The sequence below is a fragment of the Halobacteriovorax sp. DPLXC-1 genome, from assembly GCF_036903125.1.
In the GTDB taxonomy this organism is placed as follows: domain Bacteria; phylum Bdellovibrionota; class Bacteriovoracia; order Bacteriovoracales; family Bacteriovoracaceae; genus Halobacteriovorax_A; species Halobacteriovorax_A vibrionivorans.
Map to the genome: position 1 here is coordinate 938,200 of NZ_JAYMCO010000001.1, position 26,224 is coordinate 964,423.

Consider the following 26,224-nt stretch of genomic DNA (forward strand, 5'->3'; position numbering starts at 1 on the left):
AACCAGTGTCACGTTCAAATCGTCAATATTTAAGAGCGCCTGTTAATCAAGAGATGCTCTATCTTTGTGACGATTATGTACTAAAGGCAAAGTGTTCTAATATTTCTGAAGGTGGAATGTTAATTTCTGATATGGGGCGCGTCCCTGAAAAGTCGCGCTTCCATACAATGATATCTCTTATTCAATATCCTGAATTTTCAAAACTTAGCACACAGAAACTATTAAGTATTGATCACAGTGCTTTTGATATTGAAGTATTGCGATGTGAAGTTGATGTTGTTCGCTCTTTTGAAGGACTGTCAGAAGTTGAAAAAATTCTTCTACCCTCAATTGGTGCGAAGTTCAGTGAAGTGAGTTCTGGAAATATGGCCTTGATTAAAGCCTACGTTCAAACTTTTTCAAAAAATATGATTTATCTCTTAACGCAATTTGAGAACTCATCAAAGAAGAAGGGTAATATTGTTCAACTTAGAAAGACTGCCGCTTTACTCGGCTACGATTCATCACTAAAGATTCCACTTCTTCGAGCAAAAGTCTTACACGATTACCAATCACTAGAATCATTATAATTTAGAATAATAAGGCCCAGATTACTGGGCCTTAATAAAACGAGAAGGATATAGGTTTCAAACAAAGCTTATAGTTTTGCCTTGATTGAAAACTTTAAGTCTTTAATTGTTGCTAATAAATATTTATCAATAGGTGTTTCGTTATCAAGAATTCGGCTTTTAAATTCTGCCGTAAGCTGATCTACTTTTACTAGAAGTTCGTCATTGATTGCATTTTCTTGATTAATTTCACTCACGAGACTATGTGTTTCATTAATAAGTGCAGAAAAATCAAGTTTCGAAAAATAATCTCTTTGAACAGTATTTTCACATCTCATTGCTTTTTCAGCTTTAAACGCATTGAAATTTACTACTTTCTCTTGTGGGATAGAATTTAACATTTCGCTTGTACTCCAAAAAAATAAATACCGTTCAACTTTTTTCACATTTTTTGTGAACAAGCGGGATTATGGAGTAACAAGCCTGAGCTGACAATAAATATCCTCAGGCCTTGTAATTTTTTCTATAATTTGTGATTTTAATTAGTTACACGTTTCTTTTTCCATTTTTTAATGGCGAATCCGAGAATGATGGCAAGGGCAACCGAGCCAATCACATAATTAGATTTTTTGATATATTCAATGGCCGCTTCTCCAAACTTGTAATAAACCGTGAAGTAGACGACACAAGAAATCGTTGCGGCAATTAAGTCCGAAAGGGCAAATTTCCATGCATTCATTTTACCAAGCCCTGCTGATAGAAATAGAGCATTTCTAAAACCAAATGGTACAAATCGACCAAAGATTAATGTGAAGACACCATACTTCTTAAAGAAGGCATTCACTGTATCAAGCCTTTCTTGCGTTACCATCGAAGCAAAGAACTTTATTCCAAAGATCTTTGGACCAAGATAGCGTCCAATGAATCCGTAACAAATTAAATCAGAAAAATATGCTCCTAGAAAAACAGCAAAGAAAAGAGGGTAGAGATACTCTGGATTTTTTGCAGCTAAAATCGCCGAAGTAAATAACATCACATCTTCAGATATTGGGATATTAAAACCAGCAAGTAGTAGTAGCCCAAAGATAATATATGGAGCTAAGCTTACATTAGTATTTATATAGAGCATGATTTGATCGATAAATTCCATTATTTCTCCTGTAAATAAACACTTAAAAGAATATCCTAAATTCTATTAAATCGCATTAATTTATCAGCTGTTTTTTCCTAGCTTAAAACTTTTAAGTCTTTTGTTACTATGCTTTTGTGAAGTATTTTAGATCACTTGTAATATTCTTTATTGGCCTAAATATAAATCAGGTCCACGGAAAAAACTTAGATTACTTTCTAAAGTCTAATGGTGATGAGTTCAATTATTTTATACAAACGGCCGCTTCACTGGGGATTCAAAAAGAAAAAGTTTCTAATATTATGATTTCTACTGAGCAGAATTCGCCAATGACAATTACGGCCGGTTTTGCATTTTTCCCTAGTTCAATTGAAAAGTTATCTCTGCTTGCAACGGGAAGTCTATCTTATATTGTACCATCCGATATTAAGGAAGAAGGAGGAAGTACTTTCTCAAATAATACGAAACTAGATCCTGAAACTGGTTTTAGCTTCCATGCTCATAAATCTTATACATATCGAAATGTAACGGGATTCTTTGGAGGGCTTGATCATGAAGTCTTCTATCTCTATAACACACCTGATTTCCTAGGAAGTGGAAAGGAGTTAAAATCAGTTACTCAGAAAATTACTTATGGGACATTGGGCTTGGCCTTTGCACAAAAGTTTTTCACACCATTTGTATTTAAAATGAGTGCATCTCAATCATTTAGTTCAAAGACAGGCTTAAAAGGACAACGTTATTTAATCGATTATTCACAAAAATATAGTGAGAATATGTGGTACCACATTTTCGTAAAAAGACATGAATTACAAGATGATTCGAGAGAATTAAAGATAACCCGACTCGGTGTTGGAGTCGGGTTCTATTATTGAATAAGACTATAGCTTATTAAAGTATTCTTGTGACCCTTGTGGATCTGGCTTCATTGTATCAGCACCTTTTGTCCAACCTGCCGGACAAACTTCTCCGTGCTTAGCTGTAAATTGGTAACCATCTACAAGTCTTGCAACTTCTTCTACATTTCTACCAACTGATAGATTGTTGATTGAAACGTGTTGAACAATATTGTTGTCATCGATGATATAAGTTGCTCTAAATGCAACATCACCAGATGGCATTAGCGCTCCATATGATCTAGAAACTTCTTTTGTAAGGTCTTCTAGAATTGGGAAATTAATGTCACCAAGTCCACCTTCATTTCTTGATTGCTTCGTCCAAGCTAGGTGAGAGAAAGCTGAATCAACTGAACAAGCGATAACTTCACAGTTAAGGTCTTTAAAAAGTTGAATCTTATCTGAGAATGCAGTGATTTCTGTTGGGCAAACAAATGTGAAATCTAGTGGGTAGAAGAAAAGAACTTTCCACTTTCCTTTGAAGTCAGAAAGAGAGATCTCTTTGATTTCTCCATTTACTACTGCATTTCCTTTGAATTCTGGTGCCGCTTTTGAAACTAGCGAAGTTGGATAAACTGTTTCAGTCATTACTTTCTCCTGTGTGTTTAAGTACTTAAAAATTTATTCATTTTTTCTTGAATCGATTTAACCGTAGCCTTATGAGAAGTTCAAGACCTGTTATGTTAATTTTGATACTTTTGGCGGTGAAGCTTAAATAATTTCCATTGCTTAGGGACGTATTAATTATTACTTAACTTGCACTTTTATCTAAAGAAAATGACTCGGCTCACCGAAATGTTGAATGAAATCGAAAAATTCATTTTCTAGGGAGAAAAAATGACAGATCCAAAGGCACATATTCCTAATCCAATTGTTATTGAACAAACAGCAAGAGGAGAGAGACAATACGATATTTACTCAAGACTATTACTTGATCGAATTGTTTTTCTAGGAACGCAGGTTAATGACACTGTTGCCAACTTATTAATTGCTCAGATTATGTTCCTTGAGCAAAGTAACCCAGAAGATCCAATTCACTTCTATATTAATTCACCAGGTGGAAGCGTTTATGCAGGCCTAGGTATCTACGATATTATGCAACACGTATCATGCCCAGTTTATACTTACTGTGTTGGTCTTGCAGCATCGATGGGATCACTGCTTCTAACAGCAGGGGAAAAAGGACACCGTTATAGTCTTCCTCACTCAAGAATCATGATTCACCAACCATTAGGTGGTGCACAAGGTCAGTGTTCTGATATTCAGATTCAAGCAAATGAAATTCAAACATTAAAAGATCAGTTAAATAATATTTACATTAAGCACTCATCTGTTGATATGACGATGGAAAAAATTGTTGCTGCAACTGATCGTGATAATTACTTGTCGCCAACTGATGCAATTGAGCTAGGAATTATCGATAGCGTTATTGAATCAAACAAGAAATAGAACTATAGTTGAATACTGTATATAAACGAAAGGAACTTTAATGAGTAAAAAAGAAGGATCATATAACAGCGCTCTGTCTTGTAACTTCTGCGGAAAATCTCAAAAAGAGGTAAAGAAGTTAATTGCAGGACCAGGTGTTTATATATGCGACGAATGTATCGAGCTATGTAATGAAATTATCTACGAGGATACAGTTAAGTCTGTATCAAAAGCAGCTCTTGATAATGTTCCAAAGCCACACGAAATCAAGAAGCACCTTGATGAGTATGTAATTGGACAGGATCGTGCTAAGAAGATTATTTCAGTTGCAGTTCATAACCACTATAAAAGAATTGCCCACGGTGATTCTAAGAGAAAAGATGATGCTGTTGAATTAGCAAAGTCGAATATCTTACTTGCTGGGCCAACTGGTTCAGGTAAGACTCTTATTGCACAATCACTAGCAAAGTTTCTAAATGTTCCATTTGCTATTGCTGATGCAACATCTCTAACTGAAGCTGGTTACGTAGGTGAGGACGTTGAGAATATTATTCTTAACCTTCTTCAGGCATGTGACTACGATGTAGAAAGAGCTGAGCGTGGAATTGTTTATATTGATGAGATTGATAAAATTGCAAGAAAGTCTGAAAACCCATCAATCACTAGAGACGTATCTGGTGAGGGTGTTCAACAGGCACTACTTAAGCTAGTTGAAGGTACAGTTGCTTCAGTTCCACCAAAAGGTGGCCGTAAGCACCCTCAACAAGAGTTTATCCAGGTAAACACAAAGAATATTCTCTTTGTAGTTGCTGGAGCATTTGTTGGACTTGATAAGATCATTGAAAAGCGTATGACTAAGAGACCAATGGGTCTAGTTGCTAAGCAAACTGTTGACGCAGAAGAGTCTGTAATTCAAAAGCTAGGTGGAATTGAAGCAGAAGATCTAACGAAGTTTGGATTAATTCCTGAGTTCATTGGACGTCTTCCTGTTAATGCTCTACTTGAAGAGCTTGATGAAGCAGCACTTGTTTCAATTCTTACTGAACCAAGGAATGCAGTAACAAAACAATATCAAAAGCTTTTTGAATTTGATGGTATCGAACTTGAATTTGAAGAAGCAGCACTTCATGCAATTGCTAAGACTGCACTAGAGAGAAAAACAGGTGCTCGTGGTCTAAGAGCAATCATTGAGCAAACAATGCTTGAAGTTATGTATGATGTACCAGCAAATGATAAAGCTAATAAAGTTATTATCACTGAAGCCTCTATTAGAGGAATTGAGTCTCCAAGAGTTGAAGAAGGTCCGCGCAAGGAATTCTCATCAACTGCGAACTCAGCTCTTGAGGCCAAGAAAGATATTGAATCAGCTTAATTAAATTGAATACATTTTCTTAATAATAAGGCACGACATAGTTCGTGCCTTTTTATTTTCATCTTAGATGTAAATCCTGTTACGTAACTATCTTTATTTAATTTTCATAAATTCAGCCATTTATCGCTTCATTATTAATAAATTAGTTAAGAAACTTAAAGAATTTCTAAAGGTTGACACTTAGCTAACCGAAAAATTATTTAGATCTATTTTATGTTTAGGGGATAAGAGATGTTTAGAGGGAATGTGTTAACAAAATTAACAAAGTTTATGGCCATAGGCTTAAAAGAAAAACTTTATTTCATTTCAATTGGAATGGTTTTATTTATATCATTTGCGGTTTTTGTCCCTTTTCAAAAAGGAATTGAAGATCAAAAGGCAAGTAAGCGAGATGGATTTGCTCTTTATTATAATAATTTAACAAATTCAATTTCTGAACAATTCTTCACTAATTATAATAACGTTCAATCTTTTGCTCGAAACAAAGATCTTAAAGATAAAGACCCTGGAGCATCAACGTTTCTTTTAAATGAGCTTGTCACTCTTTACCCTGATACAGATATGTTATTTCTAATTGGTTTAGATGGGAAACTGATTGCTCATTCCGAAATTACGGCCGCTGGGGAAAAATTGAACACAGAATTTCTTAAGTCTTATAACTTTAAAAATGATAATTGGTTTCAAAAAACATCAAAAGGTGAGTACACAGAAAATTACGATAAGAAAATCTTTGGTGCTTTTGCTGGAAAAGTTCACGAGAGTGAAATGATATCGAAAGTGTATGGCGAAAAGAGAATGGGGCAATACTTCTCAACTCGTATTGAAGATGAATATGGTGATCCAATTGCCGTTTTAGGTGCATTTGTGGGAAGCCGCTGGTTTGAAAGTGAAATGAAGAACCTTTTTCATACTTTAAACTCAAATGGAATGGACTCTTCTGAGATTCACTTAATTAATAGCGAAGGAAAAGTCATCACTTCTTATGACAAAGAACTTGCAAAGAAAGACAAGAATCTTCATGACTTTGAAAATTATAATTTAGCAAAAACATTGATTGCTTCAGATGATGAGATGGCAGTCAAGATGAAGGAAGGTAAGGTAGATACTATTCTTCATCCTCATATTCTAGGGGACAGTAAGGAAACATATCTTTACTCATTTGGTGAAATTCACCATCGCCGCTTCCTTGATATGATGAAGTGGAAGTTGGTTATAGGTATGACGGAAAAACAAGCCTATGGTGAAATTATAACACTTCAAAATTTATTCTATTTCACATTAGCTGGTGTTCTAATCCTTTGTGTTGTTATCTCTTTTGCAACAGTTAGAAATCTTTATAAGCAACTTCTTGGAGTTGTTGCAAGCTTAGAAAACTCTGCAAAATCAACGGTTAAATTTGTTGAAAATTTAAATGGGGTTTCTCATCGTGTAAGTGAGTTGACTTCAAATCAAGCGCAGGCAATACATGAGACTGCATCAACCCTTGATGAATTATCAAGCATGGTAAAAATGAATGCACAGAATGCAGCGACTTCGGTTGATGTTTCAACGGATAATGAAAGAGTTGCACAGGATGGAAAACATAAAGTTGAGGAAGTTAAGTCTTCAATGAATAATATTAAACAAGCAAATGATGACGTCCTTAGAACGACAAATGACGGAAGTGAAAAAATTTCTGAAATTGTTAATCTGATCAATGAGATTAATGAGAAAACACAAGTTATTAATGACATTGTTTTTCAAACAAAGCTTCTTTCATTTAATGCTTCAGTTGAAGCAGCTAGAGCAGGTGAGCATGGTAAGGGCTTTGCTGTTGTTGCAGAAGAAGTTGGAAATCTTGCTGCAATGTCTGGAACTGCATCTGAAGAGATTAATGCAATTCTAACGAAGTCTGTTGCCCATGTTGAAAAAATCGTAAAAGAAAATAAAGAGTCTGTAGAATCGATGATTGAGCAGTCTCGTGTCAAAATTGATGATGGAATTAAAGTTTCAGAAGAGTGTACAGGGGCCCTTGAAGAGATTGTTCATGGTGTAATGAATGTATCTTCAATGTCTCAAGAAATATCAGCAGCGACATCTGAACAAGAAACAGGCGTTACAAATATTTCACAAGCTATGAATCAGATGCAAGAAGCATCTTCTGATAATCAAGAAATTGCATCAAAGATGCTTCAATATGCGGAAGATTTAAATAATGAAACAAATAATCTTCAAAATGTTCTATCAATACTCCAAAATGAGATAATTGGTGGAAGAACAAAGAATAATGCATCGACATCAAAGGTAAAAAAAACTAAAGATGCAAAAGTCGTAAATTTTCCAAAAGAATCAAATCAAAAGAAGGCATCGTAGTTATTACGGTGCCTTATATTCCCGACTTAAATGGTTTCCTTGGCCGTTAAGCTGTATAGTTTAAGTAAATTTAAATATTTAGATAGATTTACTTTAGCTTTTCTTTAGAAAAGTACAGATTCCCTCTTTATTTTTTTCGTATACCTCACTAAAATAATTTTTATTAGTAGTTTAAGCATTTAACTATGTTCTCATATCAAGGAGGAGCCATGAGAATTTCTAGGATATTTCCTATTTTATTAGGAGTTTCACTAATGTCTCCTTTTGCATTCGCGGGTGCAAAAGATGACTTCATCAATGCTGTTGTAAAGCAGTGTAAAAAATCAAAAGCAGAAGCAGAAAAGATGGCAACACCAGGTCGTTCTGGAACCGTTATTAAGTTTAAGACTTGTTCTGGTGCAACAGTAGACGTTGGAAGCGGATGTACACTTCAGTGTAAAGATGCATCTTCATCAATCGGTGGATAATTAATTTAAGGAGACTAAAAAATGAAATTAAATACAATGAAAAAATCAATTATCGCACTTGCAGTTCTTTCATCAACTGCATACGGTGCATCTCTAGAAGACAGAGTAGAGGATCTTGAGCTATCAAGGGATTTAAATACGTGGAGCTTTAACGGAGAGCTAGAGGCTCGCTATGATTATTTTGATGTAGAGAATACAACACAAAACAGTAACTATAGTGAATCTCAAAACTCTCTGTGGTTTAGATTTGATATGCATTCAAAAAGAAGTAATAAATTAGACTTCTATGGACGTCTTTCAATGTCTAAATACTTTAATGATTTTACAAGTCGTGCTGGTAATACTTCTGCTGTTTCTAATTCAGGTGGTGCTGGTCGTGATAAGTCTGGTTCAGAAGTTTATGTTGAAAGAGCATTTATTAATTATAAGATTGATGATAAATTCACGTTTTCTATTGGACGTCTACCAACTATCGAAGGTCCTTCGTACCATCTACAGAAGGGGACTGCTAGATCTGGAACTTATCCGCAATTAGCATATGGAGCTGAGCTTGATGGTATGGCCCTAACATATGGTACAAGAGCAATGGGTGGTACTCTCGCTGTAAGAGCAATTTATACTCCACTTAATCAAGTTAATGGTGCAGCTACAGCTATTGATAGTCGATACCTTGGAGCTGGTGGAATTAAAATTGGATCAACTGAGCAAATGTACTCAGCAATGATCGACTACGAAAAGCTAAACCTTGGTTGGGCAAAGCGTATGAATTTTATTGCTCAATATGTAGGATTCCAAGACTTCTTCCTTGACCAAGTATCTAGTGGAACACCAGTTTCAAATTTAAACTTTGATTACGATGCATATGTGGCATATTTTGAATTCAATGGTATTGGAAACACTGGTTTAGATATTGGTTTTACTTATAAGCATACTACGACTGATTCAAGAGGAGGTATCCCAACTGTTGGTGGTGTTTTCACTGATGGAACAGATGGAAGTAATGATGGAAGTGTTTATATGTTAGACGCTCGTTACACTTTTGGTTCTTTCAAGCTTGGTTACGAGTTTTTAAAGGCTGATGATTATGCATTCCAAGTTGGACTTGCAGATGTAGACGCAATTGGATTCTATTCAACACCAGCTTCTACAGGTCATCATGTATTTGGATCATATGATGTAAATAGTGATATGAGACTAATTCTTGGATATATGATGCAGGATCGCGATAAGCTTTATATTAATGGAGTTCTTAGTGCAGGATCTGACGTAGAAAAGAAGGTAAATGCAGGATATGCGAGACTCATTACAAACTTCTAATTAGTTAAGATATTTCTTAACTTACTCCATAGGGGCCAGACTTAATGTCTGGCCTTTTTTTTGCTTATTTCTTTAGGCGCTCTCACAAAATCTTATCTCAAGAATCTTCGAGAAGAATGTAAAGTTCAAAGATATTATTTCTAGAGATGTTCAATTTACGATTATAAAAAATTCATACAGCCTAAATGTTAGAATATTTTAGCTAAACAGTGTTCACCGCTCAGGTAAGGAAAATGCCTTTAAAAACCATAGGTTAGGCTATTAATACACTGTGAATTTATTGAGGGGCATAAGATTCCGGCGAAAAAAACTTTCCAAAACGTGAGGGGATATTGATACAATTTATTAAAGGAACAGAATTTAGACATGAGGTCTTTTTCCTATCCTTTCCCAGAATGAAATTATGACAAGTATTAATAGTGCAGGAGGTGCTATGTCAGACAAGAAGTCAACTGAGTCGAAGAACTTACCACTACTTCCACTAAGAGACATGATTATTTTTCCACATATGGTTGTTCCACTATTTGTAGGAAGAGAGAAGTCAATCAATGCTCTAGAGGAAGCTTCAAAGAATGGTAATGAGCTTTTTCTCGTCACACAAAAAGATGCTAGTATTTTAAATCCAGATCGTGAAGATGTTTACAATGTAGGAACTGTTGTAAATATTATTCAGATGCTTCGCCTACCAGATAATACAGTTAAGGTACTTATCGAAGGGAAGTATAGAGCAACGATCGATGAGTTTGAAGCAAGAAGTGAAGGTTATTGGGCCGACGTTTCTAAATGCGTTCCAGAAGTTCCAGAACAAGTTAAGATCGAAGCGACAGTACGTTCAATCAAAAACGTATTTGAACAATATGTGAAACTTAATAAGAGAATTCCACCTGAATTACTTATGAGTATTTCATCAATCACTGATCCATCAAGATTAGCTGATATTATTGTTGCTCACTTATCGATGAAGATCCCAGAAAAGCAAGAGATTCTTGAAGCTGTGGATATTGAGCAACGTCTTCAACTTCTATTAGAGAAGATGCAAGGTGAAATTGAGATTATTAACGTAGAGAGAAGAATAAGAACTCGCGTTAAGTCGCAAATGGAAAAGTCTCAAAAAGAATACTACCTTAATGAGCAGATGAATGCGATTCAAAAAGAGCTTGGACAAAAAGATGAGAAGTCTGAAGTTCAAGAAATGGAAGAGCGTCTGGCAAAGAAGAAAATGCCTGAAGAAGCTGTTAAGCGTGTTACAAAAGAAATTAAGAAACTTAAGTCAATGTCTCCAATGTCTGCAGAATCTGCAGTTGTTAGAAACTACATTGACTGGATGCTTTCTCTACCATGGGGAGAGTACACAGAAGATAATAATGATGTTGAACATGCAAGAGAAGTTCTTGATGATCACCACTTCGGAATGAAAGATGTAAAAGAGAGAATTCTTGAGTATCTTGCAGTAAGAAGTCTTGTTGGTTCTGAAGGTAAGGGAACAATCCTTTGTCTAGCAGGTCCTCCAGGTGTTGGTAAAACATCGATTTGTCAGTCACTTGCTGAATCTCTTGGACGTAAGTTTGAAAGAGTTTCACTTGGTGGTGTTAGAGATGAATCTGAAATTCGTGGTCACCGTCGTACATATGTAGGTGCTATGCCAGGAAAGATCATCAGCGCTGTTAAGAAAGCAGGAACATCAAACCCAGTTATTCTACTAGATGAAATTGATAAAATGACATCTGATATGAGAGGGGATCCAGCGGCAGCAATGCTTGAAGTTCTAGATCCAGCTCAGAATAAGAACTTTGGTGATCACTATATTGAAGTAGAATACGATCTATCAAAAGTTATGTTTGTTATGACAGCAAATGATCTTGGACAAATTCCAGGTCCACTTAGAGATAGAATGGAGATTATTAACTTAGCTGGTTATACTCCGATTGAGAAAACTCAGATCGCTAAGAAGTACCTTGCACCACGTGCATGGAAAGATAATGGACTTGATGCTTACGAATACTCAATGAGTGAAAATACAATCATGGACGTTGTTCGTGGTTACACTAAAGAAGCTGGTGTTCGTGGCCTTGAAAGACAGTTCAACACAATTGCAAGAAAGATTGCAACTGATGTTGTCACAAAAGATATTGAAAAAGGTAAGAAGTTCACAATCACTTCTAAACAACTTAAGAAGTTCCTTGGTCCTGTTAAATTCGATGATAATGTAATCGAAGAGCAGCCAGAGGTAGGTCTAGTAAATGGTCTTGCTTATACTTCAGTTGGTGGTTGTATGCTCCATATCGAAGTTATTGCAGTTCCAGGTAAAGGTGGTATCCAAATCACTGGTAAACTTGGAGAGGTTATGACTGAGTCGGCAAAAGCAGCAATGAGCTATGTTCGTTCAATTGCAGGTCGTCTTGGAATTGATAAAGAATGGTTTGAAACACATGATATTCATATCCATGCACCTGAGGGAGCGACTCCAAAAGACGGTCCATCAGCAGGTATCACAATGGTTACGGCCATTACATCAGCAATCTCTGGAATTCCTGTAAGGCAAGATGTTGCCATGACAGGTGAGGTAACAATTAGAGGACGTGTTCTTCCAATTGGTGGCCTAAAAGAGAAGATGCTGGCAGCAAAACAAGCAGGAGTAAAAACAGTTGTTATTCCTGAGAAGAATAGAAAAGATCTTCTTGAGATCCCACCGGAAATCAAGCAAGGACTATCTGTTCATCCAGTAACTCATGTTGAAGATGTTCTTAAGGTTGCTCTACAATTAACAGAGCCAGAGAAGTTCATGTCACATGTAGGACTGAAGGTTATCGATTCTGGGAGCGGGATGGAAGTAGCTAACTAAGCTATTATCCTCCTAAAAAATTAATACTTGTTAAAAGAAGGCCTCGCTATTGCGAGGCTTTTTTTATTCTTATTTTCCTGAGTCACCGTAGTTTGGAAGAACACGGGCCGATGGATCATCTACCTGACAATTTTCCCATTCTTTATTTGGCATCCAAAAATCTTTAATTAAATGTGCTTTATCTGGAAAATGTGTTTCAAAGATTTCTCGATACATTAACGACTCTTTTGTAAAAGGTGTACCATGCTCATATTTCTCACGTGCCTGAGTAACGTCTGAATCGCTGTACTTATCTTCAGCAAGCGCCTTTAGCCAATCAACCATATCGTGTCCTACAGCATCTGAGAATGCCGCTTTTTCACGCCAAAGAATCTCATCCGGTAGGTATTCACTATGATCAAAAGCTTTTCTAAGAAGATATTTACCTTCACCAGACCAATTCATCTTTTGCTCTGGTGCAATTCCCATAACATATTCAATAAAGGCCTTATCACTAAAAGGTACTCGTGCTTCAAGTGAATGAGAACTAATCGAGCGATCAGCTCTTAGAACATCATAGAGATATAATTCATGAACACGTTTTTGTGCTTCTTTTTGAAATTCAAGTGCACTTGGTGCAAAGTCTGTATACTTATAGCCAAAGAGCTCATCGCTAACTTCGCCTGTTAGGACTACCTTCACATCAGTTTTCTCACGGATGTACTTACAAACCAGAGACATCCCCATTGAGGCCCTAATCGTCGTGATATCCCATGTTTCAAGCTTATGAACTAGCTCTGAGAGATGGGCAAACGCTTCTTCTTTTGTAAAGATAACTTCATGATGCTCGCTTCCTAGAAAGTCTGCAACAATTCGCGCATATTTTAAATCAATTGGGTTTGTATCAATACCCACAGCAAATGTTTTAATTGGTTTATCACTTAACTTTGCAGCTATAGCGCAAACTAGTGATGAATCAAGTCCACCTGAGAGTAGAAAACCAACTGGAGCATCTGCATCAAGACGTTTTTTTACACCTTCTACAAGGTGATCATGGATTCCCTTATAAACGGCTTCAAGATCTTCTTCTTTTCTTGTTTTAATTTCTCTCACATCAAAATATGAAACAAATTTACCATCAGCGTAGTAGTGACCTGGTGGAAATGGTTTAATATCACTACATAGCTCTTGTAGGGCCTTTACTTCAGAGGCAAAGGCAATCTTTCCGTCCTCAACACCATAACCATAAAAGAGGGGACGGATACCAATAGGATCTCGGCCTGCAAAGAATTTACCTTCTTGTTCGATAACAAAAGCAAATTCACCATCGAGTGATAGAAGTAACTTCTCAATACCATATTCTTCAAAAATAGGGATGATCACTTCACAATCAGAGTCTGACTGAAAGTCATAGCGTTCGATATAGTCTGTCTTTAAAAGACGATGATTATAAATTTCTCCATTACAAACAAGGTGTGTTTTAGCTTTTGAGATAAAAGGCTGAGAACCAGCATCTGTCAGGTCCATAATGGCAAGTCGGTGAAATCCCATTAGGCCATCTTTCAAAGAGTGAATTGCTCTTTGATCTGGACCGCGGTGTGCGATTAAATCGAACTTAACTTCAAACTCTTCTTTATCAACTATTCCGGTAAAAACACTAAATCCACACATGAAAACCTCCATATTTTTATTAATAATCGGTAATTTTTATCAATTTCTCAATTATGAACATCTCAAACTATTAATTATTTAATAAATAGATTAAAATAGTGAGGATATAGTATATTTGAGGGGTAAAATGGCCGAAAAATACGAAATTGATAGTACTGATAAGAAGATAATTAAGCTTTTGGAGAAAGATGCCCGCATGCCCTTCCTTGAAATGGCTAGAAAAATAGGGGTTTCAGGTGGAACTATTCATCAAAGAGTGGAAAAACTTAAGGAAGCTGGCATTATCATAGGAAGCTCTATAAAGGTTGATTATGCTAAGCTTGGTCATGGTGTTGTGGTTCTTCTTGGCCTTCACTTAGTTAATGCACGAGATATTCACAAAGTAATTGATAAGCTTGAGAAAATGGATGAAATCGTTGAAGCCTATTATACGACAGGTGATTATGCATTAATTGTAAAAATCATGGTTAAGGATATAAATCACTTTCATGAATTTCTTATTGGAAAGATTCAGATGATTAAAGAGATTCAATCGACAGAGTCTTTCATTAGCTTAAAACAAGTAATTGATAAGAGCCTAAACGTTTAAGAGATAAAACTCGTAGTCTTCTTTATCGCTATAAGGATAAGCATAATAGCAAAAATCTTTTTCATAAGCACTTGATTGGCCACACTTGAAATCTTTGCTCCAAGCTTTGTGAAAAAGAAGCTTGCAATTGAAATTCCAAAGAATGCAGGTAAGTAGATATAGCCTAGGGAGTGATCTGGTGTCACTTTATTAAAGCCGCTATAAATATAAAATACGCTACTTATAAGTGCGATGGGGATTCCTATCGATGCTGAAATGGCCACAGCATTCTTCATCTCATAACCGCGCCAAGTTAAAAATGGAACACTAATTGTGCCTCCACCAATTCCTAAAATTGAAGACTTCAAACCAATAATAAAGCCTGTAATAGCATAGAGGAAATTAGATGTTTCTTTTGGTTCATCAACTTTAACTTTGTAAAATAACATTTTTAAAGAAACTAAGTAGAGGTATGTGATAAATAGCCCTTCTAGAGTTCTAGCTTCAACTTGGTTAACGAGATAGGCTCCAGCACAGATTCCAATGATTAGAGGTGGAATTAGTTTTTTCGTAACTTCAGATAGGAGATTTCCCATATTGTAATGTCTTAATGTCGATGAACTTGCAGTTACAACAATTGTTGCTAGAGAAGTACCAAGGGCCATAAACATCGTAATATCTGATGAAAATCCTTGTTCTTTAAAAATGAGTAAGAGAGTTGGGACAATAATTACACCGCCACCGATTCCAAATAAACCTGAAAGTGTTCCAACAAAAGCGCCAACGGCCAAATATAAGAGAAAAATCATCTTATTAATATGCACTTAGAAAGAGGGGAAGACAAGAGTTAAAGATAGACTAAAAAGCTCAGGTTGTGACACAAAACTATTGAATATATGATTAAAAAAATTGGTGATAAATGACTTAGCACCGCGCCAATGCAAATCTTGCCACATGCTTATTTAAAGACAATTTAGTGAGAAAATATAGGGCAGTGAGGACCCTATGAATCTATTTAATTTAAAGAATAAAAAAGTAAAAGAAAACCCTGAAGAAATCAAAGCAATGACTGCTCAGGCAGCTGAGAAAATTGTTGAAGATCAACGATTACTTGAGGAAGCAATTAGTGAAAATAATTCACTAAAAAGAGATATTGAAGTACAGCGTATAAAGCTTCAAAAAACAGAAAATAATTTACGTCGACTACAGTCTGATCTAACAGATGAGATAGCGGATAAAGAAATTCTTGAACAAAGAATAGATAAGATTAAGTCTCTAAATAAGTCTCAAGAGTCATCACTAAAAGAATTAATCGATCAAAAGCAGCTTGTTATAAAAAGTATTACGAGTTTAAAGGAAGAGGTAACAGGTCTTTCGAAAACACATGGTGATAAATTAGAAAGTATTAATAAGATCAAGCTTGAACTTGCAACATTAAAAGGTGAAGAGGGTACTTTAAAGAGTAAACTAGACGTTCTTAGTGGCAATAAAATCTGTAATGCAGAAGTGAAAGAAGGTGTAAGCAACCAGATTAAGGATACTAAGAAAAGAATTAAGAAAATGCTTTCACAAATAGAAAGCGATAATATCGAAATTCAAAAAGTAGAAGATCAAATTGAATTATTAAATACTGAAAGAATTAAACTTGATAGTGAAATCTCTTCATTAATCGAGAAGAGCCAGAAAGTTAAGGCCAAGAAGAATGAAGAGGCAACTCTTTATGAAAGAATGAAGTACGACCTAGAGGCGTCGTATGAGCACAAAAATGAACTAGAAAAGAAACTTGCTCATCAAGTAAGTGAGTTGCAAGATGTTAATTCAAAGCAAGAAACTGTTAAGCAGAGCATGCTCAAGATTAAAGCTCGAATTAATCGACTCGAATCAGAGGCTTCGGAGCTTAAAACTCAAGAAGAAAGTGAGAAGTCACAACTTAAAGAGTTAAATTACCACCTAGATTCACAAGAAAAAAAGAAGCTTGAGCTAGAATCTGACCTGGAACTGCTAAAGTCAGAGTCAGGACGCTTCAAGAAATTAATTGAAGAAAACCTAGTTCAGCAAAAAGAGTTAGAAATAAAGATTACATCATTAAGGGAAAGAGAGGGAAGCTCTCTCTTAGAACTTGATGAGCTAGATCGAACTTATAAGAAAACAAAGAGAGAATATGAATTAATTCTTGCAGAAAGTATTGAAAGTGAAAAAAGAATTCGTGCTCTAAATAGTGAAGGTGAAAGATTAACAATTTCGCTTAAAGAGCTTGAAACAAAGAAGAATCAGGCTACTGCAAATTGTATAAATCGTGAAAAACAAATTGAAGCTCTCGAAAGAAAGATACAAGACGAATCTAATGAGATTAAGAATTTAAGACTAGAGATTAACGAAGAGAAAGGCCGTGAAGTAGAATTGAGACAAGACATTTTTGATCTTGATGTCGAAAAACGTCGTTTGTTATCTGAAAAAGAGAGTCTTTCTCAAACAGCTCTTAAATTAGAAAAAAGTATCGATCTTCTAAATCTTAAAGTTGAAAAGTCTAAGAGAAATAGAGATGTTCTTAATGAAGAAATTCAAGAACAAGATAATTTAATGAATATTCTTCTAGCAGATGAAGAGAAAATCACTAAATCAAATAATGAAATCCTTTTACAAATTGGAAGTTTGAAGGGACGTATTGAGATTGGTGAAGGGCGAATTGAAACAAAGGGGCAAGAGATTGAAGAATTGGCCCAAGAAAATACAAAACTTAATAGAATTGCAGATGAATTGTGTACTAAGTTAGATCAAACAGTACAGCAATTGGAAGGTGTTGAAGAGAAAGTTGCTCATTTTGAAAGAAAAATCTCTCAAGTAGAAGAAGAGATTAGCAATAATAAAGAAGTAACGAGTGAAAATATCGAGATTATCTCGCAACTAGAGAATAAAGTCGTCGATTTAAAAGATGTACTTTCACGTAAAGAAAATACTCTATCATCGCTTAAGTCCAATACAAAGCGAGTTGAGAGAATAAAGAATAAAAAATCGAAAGCAAAAGAATCTATAGAAACAGAAATTTCTAAATTAGATGTAGCAATCCAAAGAGAAAGCGATACATATGAGAGACATCTGACACATAAGAGAAATCTTGATGGTCAACTGAAGCTGCTGGAAGTAGAAGTTGAGGACAAGAGAAGTAAAGAGCAGGTTTTAAAAACAGAAGTTGAAGTTATCGAAAAGATGATTAACTCAACAGAACAAAAGCTAGATGAACTTGATAGTGTGAAAAGAAATCAAGAAAGTAATTTACAAGAATTTACTTTAAAAAGAGATACGCTTCTAGCAAAGCATAAAGACTTAAACAATCAACAAGTTATTAGTAATGAAGAATTAACTAAGATTGAAAATGATTGTTACAATATTAGAGCTGCAATGGCGACAATCGAAGCAGAAATCGAGGAAGCCGAAAATCAATTAGAGTCAAATCTTACGAGAAAGGTACAACTTAATCAAGAAATCAAAAAGCTTGCTGTTGATACTAGAGAAGCAAAAAAAGAAATCGTAAAACTTAATACAGAAATTGAAAAAAGTAGTATTGAATTAAGTGAAGTTGAAAATAAGCATCAAGAAAAGCTTGATCTTTTAAATGTTGAATTAGACGAAAAGAAAATAGTCGAGAAAGAGTTTAAGCAAAAGAAGAAAAAGCTTAATGAAGCATTGGCCGCTTCTCAAAAGACTGAAGATGAATTGAATCTTGTTCTTCTAAATAAGGAAACATTAGAAGAGGGAATTGATAAGGCCACAAGACAAAAAGGTGAGCTTCTCATTCAAAGAGATGAGCTTTTAGGACGTCTTAATAAACAAAGAGAAGAAAACAAAGCAACACGTCAACTTCTAGAAGGTGTTTCTATTGAAATTAATGAATTAAGAAAAGAATGTTCTTTAATTAATGACGAATTTCAAGAAGAAAAAAATAAGACAAAGACAATCGTTAACTCTCTAGAGATGTTAAGAGGTCAGGCCAGAAATCTAAAGGCCCAGAGAGCTCAAAGTCGCTTTGAGATCAAATCTGTTAAAGAGCAAGCCGCTCCTATTATGGCAGAGGTGGAAAATACTCAAAAACAAATAAAGGTTGAAGAAGTTCAAAGTGATTTAGAGATAGCTCTATCAAAAATAGAATTTGATGCAAGTCTATATATCAATGAGAATGCTGTTGATAGAATCAAGACGGCAAAATATCAAAAAGGTTTAATCTCTTATATCGAATCTTTACCATTTGTATTTTCTCGAATTGAATTTGTTAAAATCACTCTAATTCAATCTGGGGATCTTTCAGTTACAGTAACTGGAAACCTTAGATGTGATGAAGAGCTTACTAAAGAACTTCTTAAAGATAATATAAAAGGGAAGTTTACAGATGGCATCCGTTTTAAGATTAGTGATAATTCAATTCGTTTAGTAATTGTTGATAATAGAAAAGACCTAGGCGTTAGTATATAAGCGCCTAGGCTTTTATTTTTCTAATTACAATATGGGATGTCGTATTTTTTAGTAAAGATTTCGACGTATTTCCTATCACCGTTTCTATTATTTCGCGTAATATCTTTTCTTAAAGTAATACTTGGACTTAGGCTTTGTCTACGTACTTTCTTTATGACTTTACAGCGATTATCTTTACGGCCATAACACCTTCTTTCTTCACTTTCAGACTCAATCGGATATGAATAGTATTTTGATCCAGCTAAAACATCTTTAAATCGATCATTTTCTCTACTTCCACCAAGCCATACTCTTTTGTATACAGGCATTTTCTTAATTGATCTTAGTTTGTCGTTTTCAATACAAACGTTAAATACCGATACTATTTTACCAACAAAGGCAATATCTCCTTGAAGATCAAGGTTATAGTCATTTCTTACGCGATCTCTGATGATATTCCAGTTCTTATCTTTTAGTTCATCGAGATCGTCAACACCACCAACTACACCGCCAGTTCCTGCATCAATGCGGTCATTTTTAAGTTCTAGGAATCCATTAATTCCGCCAGTTCCTGCGACGGTATTTAGGCTAAGTCCAATTAATATTATAAATATTAGATTCTTCATTTTAATCCTTTCTCATTGTGTCTGTGGCCATAAAGGTGAATGTCTTGATTTCACCAAGCATTCCTTCTTCCTTAGTCACATTAATTTTTTTATAAAAAGCTTCTTGGTCAATTTTTAGCCACTTTCGATAACCTTCGGGACTTAAGCCTTCTGCATAAAATGCGATTAGGTTTTTTTCAGCAAGATCAACATCTTCTGTTTTCGAATATTTTTCAACTAAGTTTAAACCAAGCCTTTTTACAAGTTTAGGTGAAAACTCTATCTGTTTATCACCAATTGTGTATGTATTCTTTTTTGTAAGTTTTAAAACTCCAAGGTCTAGCATTTTATCTGCTGTTTCAACGCCGCTCACACCATAGCGATATTGAATATATTCGCTTGTAATTGGTGACATTGAGGCAAGACAGTAAATCTCTGCAAAAACTTTATCATATAGCATCTCTTGATTTGCTTCTTCGCTATATTGAAGATTACCCTTGGTTGAGATAGGAGATCTTTTTTCAATTTCCTTTGCAACTCTTTCTGGAATATTCTTTAACATAAGGCCGCCATTAGGACTTTCAGCTAGACAGCTATAAAGTCTTACTAGTGTTTGATAACCAGGTCGGTTTTCTTGGGCCAATAATCGTTTTAATGTTCTTTGATGGATTCCAGATTTCTCTGATAGTTTTCTTAGACCTATTGATTCATCACGAAATTGTTTGAGATGTGTCGTGATATCGAGTGCAACTTGTCCTTTTAGATCAAGGGTCGTTGTATCTTTTAAGTTGTTGATATCATTTGTAGTCATTTCTCTCATTATGCTTCAATTTATACGGTAATTGGGCCAGTTTCGTAATTAAAAACATTTAAGTAGTAAAAATTACAAAGGCCAAGAACGTGTCTTGGCCTTTTTATAGCAGCAAGTGCCCCTTAGGGAAAAGGCACTTGCCTAGATCCTTACTCGTAATTAGTTACAAGCTGGGATTTCGTATGATTTTGTGAAAAGCTCTACTAGCTTGTCATCACGATCTCCACCACGACGAACTAACTTAGAAATTGTGATGTCTCTAACAACTGATTGAGTTTCAACTTCTGTATAAGTTTTACATCTGTTGTCGTTTTTTCCGTAACAAATTTCTTTAGTTACAACTCTTGAGATTGGGAAAGAAAGAATTTCGTAACCAACGATTACTTTTTTGAAGTTATCATTATCTCCACCTCTATTAGTTCTAACGTACTTGTAGATTGGGAATGGCTTAGTTGTATTGAAGTTTTCACCGTTAACACATACGTTGAAAGCTGTAGTTCTAGTTGTTCCCATGAATACTGAGTATCCTGAAGACATAACTAGGTTTACGTCATTTTTAACTTCTTCTCTAATGTGATCCCAAGTGTCGTTTGCAGATAGTGCAAAAGATGAAACGCTTAGTAATGCAGCAGCAAGTGCGATTAATTTTTTCATAAATTCCTCCGGTTTGTTATTAAATTGTTTGAAATGTTGTTTAAACAATTTGTTTCTTATTTAGTTGTTTTGATGAGATGAAATTAATTTGATTGAATTAAAGTGACAATTTTTCTACTCGATTAATGGGATTTTCATCGACATTGTCATAAGAATCTTGGTTTTTTAGGACAAATGAAGGTTTTTGACGATTTTGTCCATATTTTGCAAAAAAAAGCCGCTATTACTAGCGGCTTAATTTATTTTGAATTGTTCATCTACTGACAATAAGGAATGATAAATTCTTTATTAAAAGAGTCCTGAATTACTTCTCTAGGCCTATCACTATTGCTTTTGTAGACTTTTACTTTTTTTACTTTCACCTTTTTTATAGTTTCAGTTGTAACTTCTTTCGTTACTTCTCGACATCTCTTGCCATTGTTTGCACAAACTCTATCCCATGTAGTGTAGGTGATAGGGAAGCTTAACTTTTCAGTTCCAACTTTGACATATTTATATCCGTCTTCATCTGCTCCATAATGTGTTTTGCCAACTTTAATTCTCTCGTACTTAGGAAATTCTCTTGTTGTTCTGAGAATATCTCCATCAAGACATGTATCAAATGCACTTACTGGCCTTGAGACAAAGACAGTTGTTCCTTCAATTTTGATGTCATCACTTTGTTTTTTAGCATTTAGAATCTTATCCCATGATGTATTTGGTCCTAGTTTTGCAAAGTCATCTTTCGTTGGCTTTGGTCCACCTGAAACTCCTCCTACGCCTGCATAGATAGAAAGGGATGCTAAAATTATTATTAGTTCTTTCATATTATTTCTCATTCAAAGTATCTGTTACCATAAATGTAAAAGATCTCTTTGTTCCTTTTGATTTACTCTCATTTGCAATTTTAATTTTTTCTTCAAAAGCCTTAGCGTCGACTTCAAGCCAACGGTTATAAGCTTCGTCACTCAAACCTTCTGCGTAGAAGCCGATGATATTATTTCCATAGTCTTCTGCGTTTTGTGGTTTACTATACTTTTCAATTAGTGACATTCCTAAGCGCTTAAGTGTTTTTGCGCTGAAATTCGTTTGATTCTCTCCAAGGGTATACAGCCCCGCCTTTGTCTGTCGGAGCGCTTTCATATCAAGCATCTTTTCTAAAGTTAGCATTCCACTCATACCGTAGCGATATTGAATTAGCTCATTGGTTATTGGTGAACATGCCGCTAAGATATAAATCTCAGCAAAAGTTCGATCATATAACATTTGAGTTTCAATATTCTCGTGAAACTGAATGCCTTCACTTGCTCTATTTGGATTACACTTATTAATCTCGTTCTTTATCACTTCAGGAACTAGAGATAATAAAAGTGTGTCATTATTAGTGTTATAAATAGCTCGGTAAAGCTTTAGAAGTGTTTGGTATGTAGGCTTATTTTCCTTGGCCAGTAATCGATAAATTGTCCTTTCACTAACTCCACTTTTATCAGAGATAAGTCTTACGCCAATTTTAATATTGCGATAACTTTTCAGATTATCAGTCAAATCCTTAACGACTTGATCGATAAGCCCAAGAGGTTCTTGGCCGATATGTGGGGAGTTGGTTTTATCCATAGAACTTGGAATAGCATGAACAGATTGTTAGATCTACTCATGCTATAAAAAGTATAGCTTAAGCGCCTTAGGGAAAACGCTTAAGCTATTGAATTTATTAGTTACAAGCTGGGATTACGTATGCTTTCTTGAAAAGTGTCTTTTCAATTGTACGATCATTTGAACCAACGTTTCTTCTAACAACTTCTTTTACAGATACGTTCTTAGTTAGGTCTTGGTTAACTGTGTAAGGAACTCTCTTACAGTTTTTGTCATCGTTTCTACAAACTTCTTTATATGAAGTGTAAGTTGTTGGGAAAGAAAGGATTTCGTATCCAACGATTACTGATGCATATCCATCTTCGTCAGCTTCTGGGTGAGATTTTCCAACTTTAACGATTTCATAAATTGGGAATTCTCTAGTTGTAACAAATTGGTCACCGTCTAGACATACGTCAAATGCGCTAACTGGACGACCAACAAATACAGTTGTTCCAGCAAATGAAAGATCCCAATCAGCAGATACTTCAGACTTGATTGTATCCCAAGAATCGTTTGCAGATAGTGCAAAAGTTGAAACGCTTAGTAGTGCAGCAGCAAGTGCGATAATTTTTTTCATAAATTCCTCCGGTTTATTAGACATTCAATTTGTTGAAGCCTTTAATTAATTAAGTTGTTTTGATGTGGAGGTTATATTTTTTACGAATTGTTATGTCTAAAAAACACAAAGTATATTGAATTTTTCTTGGACAATGGCAGTAAAGAGTTCGAAATTCACTGTCATGAGTATTTATATGTCACCAATTTTAAATAATATTCTTCAAGGATTAGTTTTCCGACTTGTCCCTTTATGGTCAGGATTAGCAGTATGTCTGTGGGAGGTAGGTGCAGGAGCAGACCGTGGGACTCGCTGGGTTGAATTGCATCATTTGCTTCTGCGTGTAGTGCAAAGATAGACATACAATGATTGGCTTTATAGTTTTCAAATTGCGGTACCCGACTCGTCCCATCGTGGGACTCGCTGGGTTGAATTGCATCATTTGCTCCTGCAAATGCTGCAAACAAAAAAAAGAACTCTTTAGAGTTCCGAATAATTTATTTTGAATTTCTTTGGAGGTTTTCCACTGAAAAAAAAGTGGTGGGCGATGACAGGATCGAACTGCCGACATCTACCTTGTAAGGGTAGCGCTCTCCCAGCTGAGCTAATCGCCCTCCGATTTGAAGTGGAGTTAGAATAAGGATTTCACACTTAGTTGTCAATATAGAAATTTAAAAAATATAATATTTTTTTGATAAAATAAAGGCCTCTTGTTTAGAGGCCTTCTATTTCTTATGCTTTTGGGTGTTCTTTTCTGATATATCCGACAGCATTATGGCTGTGTAAGCTTTCTAGGTGCTCAACCTTGGCCTGCCAGTCTAGGATTTCTTTTTCAGAGTTTAGAACCTCTGAAATTCTTCTTGTAGAGTGCTCAACAAACATTGGATTATCACCGTTTAAGATTGCAAATGCCTGCTCATCAAGTCTCTTAACAAGAGATTGAGTCTCTGTAGGAAGTGCGATTCTCATTAGTTCAATTAAGTCCTCAACATGAAATTTCGACTCTGCTTTGTATTTAACAGTAATCGTAGCAACTGATCTTTGTGAGTGAGCAGAAGCGATACCACTTCCTTCAGTTGTTTCACCATTTCTGTATTGCTCTTCATATTGCTTAGACATTGAAAGAGAACATGGGCATGTCGATGAGTATTCATACTTAAGTGTTAAATTGATGTATGGAATTCCATCACGACCTTCAATTCCTTCCATTGATACATTGTAGTATTGCCAACCCCAGTTTCCTGATTTTAGTGACTGTTGCTTAACTGGATAATTAAAGTCTAGCGTTAGGTGGGCCTGTGGAATCAATGGTTCAGTATCATAGTCACGAAGATCTGTACGGTATCTTCTAAGTACTGTTGCGAAGAATTCATTATTAACGTTCTTCTCAAGTCCTTCTGCTTGAAGGATGTTACAGAAGCGAGACATGTTTGCACCTGTCTTGTGTGCTTCTAAGAAAACAAACATTGAAGCTTGTGCGTCAGTTGAGCGCACACTTCCATCTCTGTGTTCAAAATTTAGTGGAATACGAAATCTCTCAATCCCAACTTTTGGGATTGCGATATGCACGTCATTCGCCGTTTTTTGGAAATCATTAAGTCCAGTATCATCTTTGATCTGGCAGTTTAAGATATCTTCGCTGCTATTTCTAAGCGCTTCGATGTTTTTCATAGTGTGTCCTTTTGTTCCTTATGCAGAGGTAGGTGTGGTCCAACCTTACGTTCTATTAATAATAGCACGTTTTAACGTGTTCAAGGACTTTTGGCAAACGAACTCCGTAGTAATTATAAGGCTATACAGTGTATTACCAATTAGTTAATGAACATAAGTTGTTGTTTTTTATGAAATAACCTCATTTAATATGCGAAATTTCAGTAAATACGGTAAAATAGAAGGTGACGAGGAGCTTGATATGAAGGAAAGGTCCGTAAAAGTCGAAAATTTCGTACGCTACTTTGGCGAAATTGAAGACGTAAAAAAACAAATTGAATGTTGCCCTAAGTGTGGGGCCAAATTCACTGTGACTCATTTAGCCGATCACGATAACCTCTATATTCACGAAGAGGTGACATGTGAAAACTGCACATATGGAACAGAGGAAACACTTCATATTTTAAATTAAGGAAGTTTAAGTGAAGTACACATTAGTTATTGCTGTCATCGCCAGCCTGGGAGCTGGTTTCTTTATTGGAAGATCTCAAATACCAAAGCCTGAAATTCAAATCAAAGAAGTTGAAGTTATTAAAGAGAAGAAAGTCGAAGTGATCAAGGAAGTTCCAGTTATTGATAAGGCGGGGGATGAAGCCCTTGCGCAAGCCTTTACTTTATTCTTAGCGGCTCTTGGACTTGAAAAAGTTAAGATTCAAGAAGATGAAGTAAAAGAGATCATGAAAGATCCAACGGACTTCATTGCAAGAAATTCAATAAAAGAAAAATTAGCGCATAAGCAAAATACTGATAAAGATAATGAATCAAGATGGGGGATGCCTAGTAAGACTTCTGATGTGAGCGCACCTCAAGAGCCTAAAGTATATGAGATGGTGAAGTATTCTCCAATTCCAGCGATAACTGAACCAACTGTCTTTTTAGCAAAATCAAAAGTGATTAATGATGCAAAAGAGCTACAAAAAATTAATGGTTCTTATGCGGGGCAGATTAATTTTTTTGATGGTAAATACAAAGGTCAGCGCCACCGTATAGTTTTAAATGTCGACTACTTTTCATCAGATGATGGGAAGGGAACTGACGGGCAATCAGAAATTCTCTTATATGATGAAAATGGAAAGAATTATTCCCACTCGCGAGGTACAGGTGGTAATCGTAATATTTTAAATGGCGAGGATGGCTCATTTGTTATTCGAATCGTCGATAATACCTTCATTCACTTTGTGACAAAGTTTGGAATGAAGATGGCAAATTACTACGATGATGGAAAGCTTGTAGGAACTGCCAAGCTTGTGGAGAATTAA

At 35.5% G+C, this 26,224-nt stretch carries 24 protein-coding genes and 1 tRNA gene; 12 read left to right on the forward strand and 13 right to left on the reverse strand.

Annotated features, from left to right (window positions below; translation table 11 throughout):
- Positions 1-5: 5 nt before the first annotated feature.
- A complete protein-coding gene (locus VCM44_RS04565) occupies positions 6-569 on the forward strand; it encodes a PilZ domain-containing protein (RefSeq protein WP_114705378.1) in 564 nt (187 codons plus the stop codon).
- A gap of 68 nt (positions 570-637) precedes the next feature.
- Here the strand turns inward: VCM44_RS04565 and VCM44_RS04570 are convergent, their stop codons facing one another.
- The gene (locus VCM44_RS04570; RefSeq protein WP_114705377.1) at positions 638-949 is read right to left on the reverse strand and encodes a hypothetical protein; all 312 of its coding nucleotides are present in this window, start codon (positions 947-949) and stop codon (positions 638-640) included.
- A 137-nt stretch (positions 950-1,086) separates the two neighbouring features.
- A complete protein-coding gene (locus VCM44_RS04575; RefSeq protein ID WP_334678123.1) occupies positions 1,087-1,698 on the reverse strand; it encodes a DedA family protein in 612 nt (203 codons plus the stop codon).
- A 116-nt stretch (positions 1,699-1,814) separates the two neighbouring features.
- Here VCM44_RS04575 and VCM44_RS04580 point away from each other — a divergent pair, with 116 nt between their 5' ends.
- Positions 1,815-2,552 carry a hypothetical protein gene (locus tag VCM44_RS04580; protein WP_334678124.1) on the forward strand — a complete coding sequence of 246 codons (738 nt, stop codon included), beginning with the start codon at positions 1,815-1,817 and terminating at the stop codon, positions 2,550-2,552.
- 6 nt (positions 2,553-2,558) lie between these two features.
- Here VCM44_RS04580 and VCM44_RS04585 read toward each other — a convergent pair whose 3' ends face one another.
- On the reverse strand, positions 2,559-3,161 hold the full coding sequence (locus tag VCM44_RS04585; protein ID WP_114705375.1) for a peroxiredoxin: 603 nt from the start codon (positions 3,159-3,161) through the stop codon (positions 2,559-2,561).
- Between the two features lie 249 nt (positions 3,162-3,410).
- Here VCM44_RS04585 and VCM44_RS04590 point away from each other — a divergent pair, with 249 nt between their 5' ends.
- The 6 genes from VCM44_RS04590 (at position 3,411) to lon (ending at position 12,351) form a co-directional block, all read left to right on the forward strand.
- Complete coding sequence (locus tag VCM44_RS04590; protein ID WP_114705374.1) at positions 3,411-4,022, forward strand: ATP-dependent Clp protease proteolytic subunit; 612 nt, start codon at positions 3,411-3,413, stop codon at positions 4,020-4,022.
- 40 nt (positions 4,023-4,062) lie between these two features.
- Complete coding sequence (clpX, locus tag VCM44_RS04595) at positions 4,063-5,373, forward strand: ATP-dependent Clp protease ATP-binding subunit ClpX (RefSeq protein ID WP_114705373.1); 1,311 nt, start codon at positions 4,063-4,065, stop codon at positions 5,371-5,373.
- A gap of 246 nt (positions 5,374-5,619) precedes the next feature.
- Positions 5,620-7,725, forward strand: a complete 2,106-nt coding sequence (locus VCM44_RS04600) for a methyl-accepting chemotaxis protein (protein WP_334678125.1) — start codon at positions 5,620-5,622, stop codon at positions 7,723-7,725.
- A gap of 209 nt (positions 7,726-7,934) precedes the next feature.
- Positions 7,935-8,192 carry a hypothetical protein gene (locus tag VCM44_RS04605; RefSeq protein WP_114705371.1) on the forward strand — a complete coding sequence of 86 codons (258 nt, stop codon included), beginning with the start codon at positions 7,935-7,937 and terminating at the stop codon, positions 8,190-8,192.
- 21 nt (positions 8,193-8,213) lie between these two features.
- A complete protein-coding gene (locus VCM44_RS04610; protein ID WP_334678126.1) occupies positions 8,214-9,509 on the forward strand; it encodes a DUF3373 family protein in 1,296 nt (431 codons plus the stop codon).
- Between the two features lie 433 nt (positions 9,510-9,942).
- Positions 9,943-12,351 (forward strand): endopeptidase La, encoded by a 2,409-nt coding sequence (gene lon, locus VCM44_RS04615; protein ID WP_120405263.1) that lies wholly within the window; start codon positions 9,943-9,945, stop codon positions 12,349-12,351.
- Between the two features lie 69 nt (positions 12,352-12,420).
- On the opposite strand, the gene asnB is transcribed toward lon, so the two are convergent.
- The gene (gene asnB, locus VCM44_RS04620; RefSeq protein WP_334678127.1) at positions 12,421-14,001 is read right to left on the reverse strand and encodes an asparagine synthase B; all 1,581 of its coding nucleotides are present in this window, start codon (positions 13,999-14,001) and stop codon (positions 12,421-12,423) included.
- Positions 14,002-14,128: 127 nt separating this feature from the next.
- On the opposite strand from asnB, the gene VCM44_RS04625 reads away from it, so the two are divergent.
- Positions 14,129-14,590: an Lrp/AsnC ligand binding domain-containing protein gene (locus VCM44_RS04625; protein ID WP_114705367.1), complete on the forward strand. Its 462-nt coding sequence runs from the start codon at positions 14,129-14,131 to the stop codon at positions 14,588-14,590.
- Here VCM44_RS04625 and VCM44_RS04630 read toward each other — a convergent pair.
- Complete coding sequence (locus VCM44_RS04630) at positions 14,587-15,378, reverse strand: sulfite exporter TauE/SafE family protein (protein WP_120405261.1); 792 nt, start codon at positions 15,376-15,378, stop codon at positions 14,587-14,589. The two genes, VCM44_RS04625 and VCM44_RS04630, sit on opposite strands and share 4 nt — an antisense overlap.
- A 196-nt stretch (positions 15,379-15,574) precedes the next feature.
- Between VCM44_RS04630 and VCM44_RS04635 the strand changes: the two genes are divergently transcribed.
- A complete protein-coding gene (locus VCM44_RS04635; RefSeq protein ID WP_334678128.1) occupies positions 15,575-19,036 on the forward strand; it encodes a hypothetical protein in 3,462 nt (1,153 codons plus the stop codon).
- A 20-nt stretch (positions 19,037-19,056) separates the two neighbouring features.
- On the opposite strand, the gene VCM44_RS04640 is transcribed toward VCM44_RS04635, so the two are convergent.
- The 8 genes from VCM44_RS04640 to folE2 all read right to left on the reverse strand — a co-directional run bounded on the left by VCM44_RS04640 (position 19,057) and on the right by folE2 (position 24,926).
- Positions 19,057-19,641, reverse strand: coding sequence for a hypothetical protein (locus VCM44_RS04640; protein ID WP_334678129.1), 585 nt, complete (start codon positions 19,639-19,641; stop codon positions 19,057-19,059).
- A gap of 1 nt (position 19,642) precedes the next feature.
- Positions 19,643-20,440 (reverse strand): hypothetical protein, encoded by a 798-nt coding sequence (locus VCM44_RS04645; RefSeq protein ID WP_334678130.1) that lies wholly within the window; start codon positions 20,438-20,440, stop codon positions 19,643-19,645.
- A gap of 150 nt (positions 20,441-20,590) precedes the next feature.
- Positions 20,591-21,085, reverse strand: coding sequence for a hypothetical protein (locus VCM44_RS04650; RefSeq protein WP_334678131.1), 495 nt, complete (start codon positions 21,083-21,085; stop codon positions 20,591-20,593).
- Positions 21,086-21,342: 257 nt separating this feature from the next.
- A complete protein-coding gene (locus VCM44_RS04655; RefSeq protein ID WP_334678132.1) occupies positions 21,343-21,891 on the reverse strand; it encodes a hypothetical protein in 549 nt (182 codons plus the stop codon).
- Between the two features lies 1 nt (position 21,892).
- A complete protein-coding gene (locus VCM44_RS04660; protein WP_334678133.1) occupies positions 21,893-22,678 on the reverse strand; it encodes a helix-turn-helix domain-containing protein in 786 nt (261 codons plus the stop codon).
- Between the two features lie 97 nt (positions 22,679-22,775).
- Positions 22,776-23,276 (reverse strand): hypothetical protein, encoded by a 501-nt coding sequence (locus VCM44_RS04665; protein ID WP_334678134.1) that lies wholly within the window; start codon positions 23,274-23,276, stop codon positions 22,776-22,778.
- 517 nt (positions 23,277-23,793) lie between these two features.
- Positions 23,794-23,869, reverse strand: a tRNA-Val gene (locus VCM44_RS04670).
- Between the two features lie 118 nt (positions 23,870-23,987).
- Entirely contained in the window at positions 23,988-24,926 is a 939-nt protein-coding gene (gene folE2 / locus VCM44_RS04675; RefSeq protein WP_114705358.1) for a GTP cyclohydrolase FolE2, read from the reverse strand.
- 190 nt (positions 24,927-25,116) lie between these two features.
- Here folE2 and VCM44_RS04680 point away from each other — a divergent pair, with 190 nt between their 5' ends.
- Together VCM44_RS04680 and VCM44_RS04685 are read left to right on the forward strand one after the other, a co-directional pair.
- A complete protein-coding gene (locus VCM44_RS04680; RefSeq protein WP_162929668.1) occupies positions 25,117-25,377 on the forward strand; it encodes a hypothetical protein in 261 nt (86 codons plus the stop codon).
- Positions 25,378-25,387: 10 nt separating this feature from the next.
- On the forward strand, positions 25,388-26,224 hold the full coding sequence (locus VCM44_RS04685) for a hypothetical protein (RefSeq protein WP_334678135.1): 837 nt from the start codon (positions 25,388-25,390) through the stop codon (positions 26,222-26,224).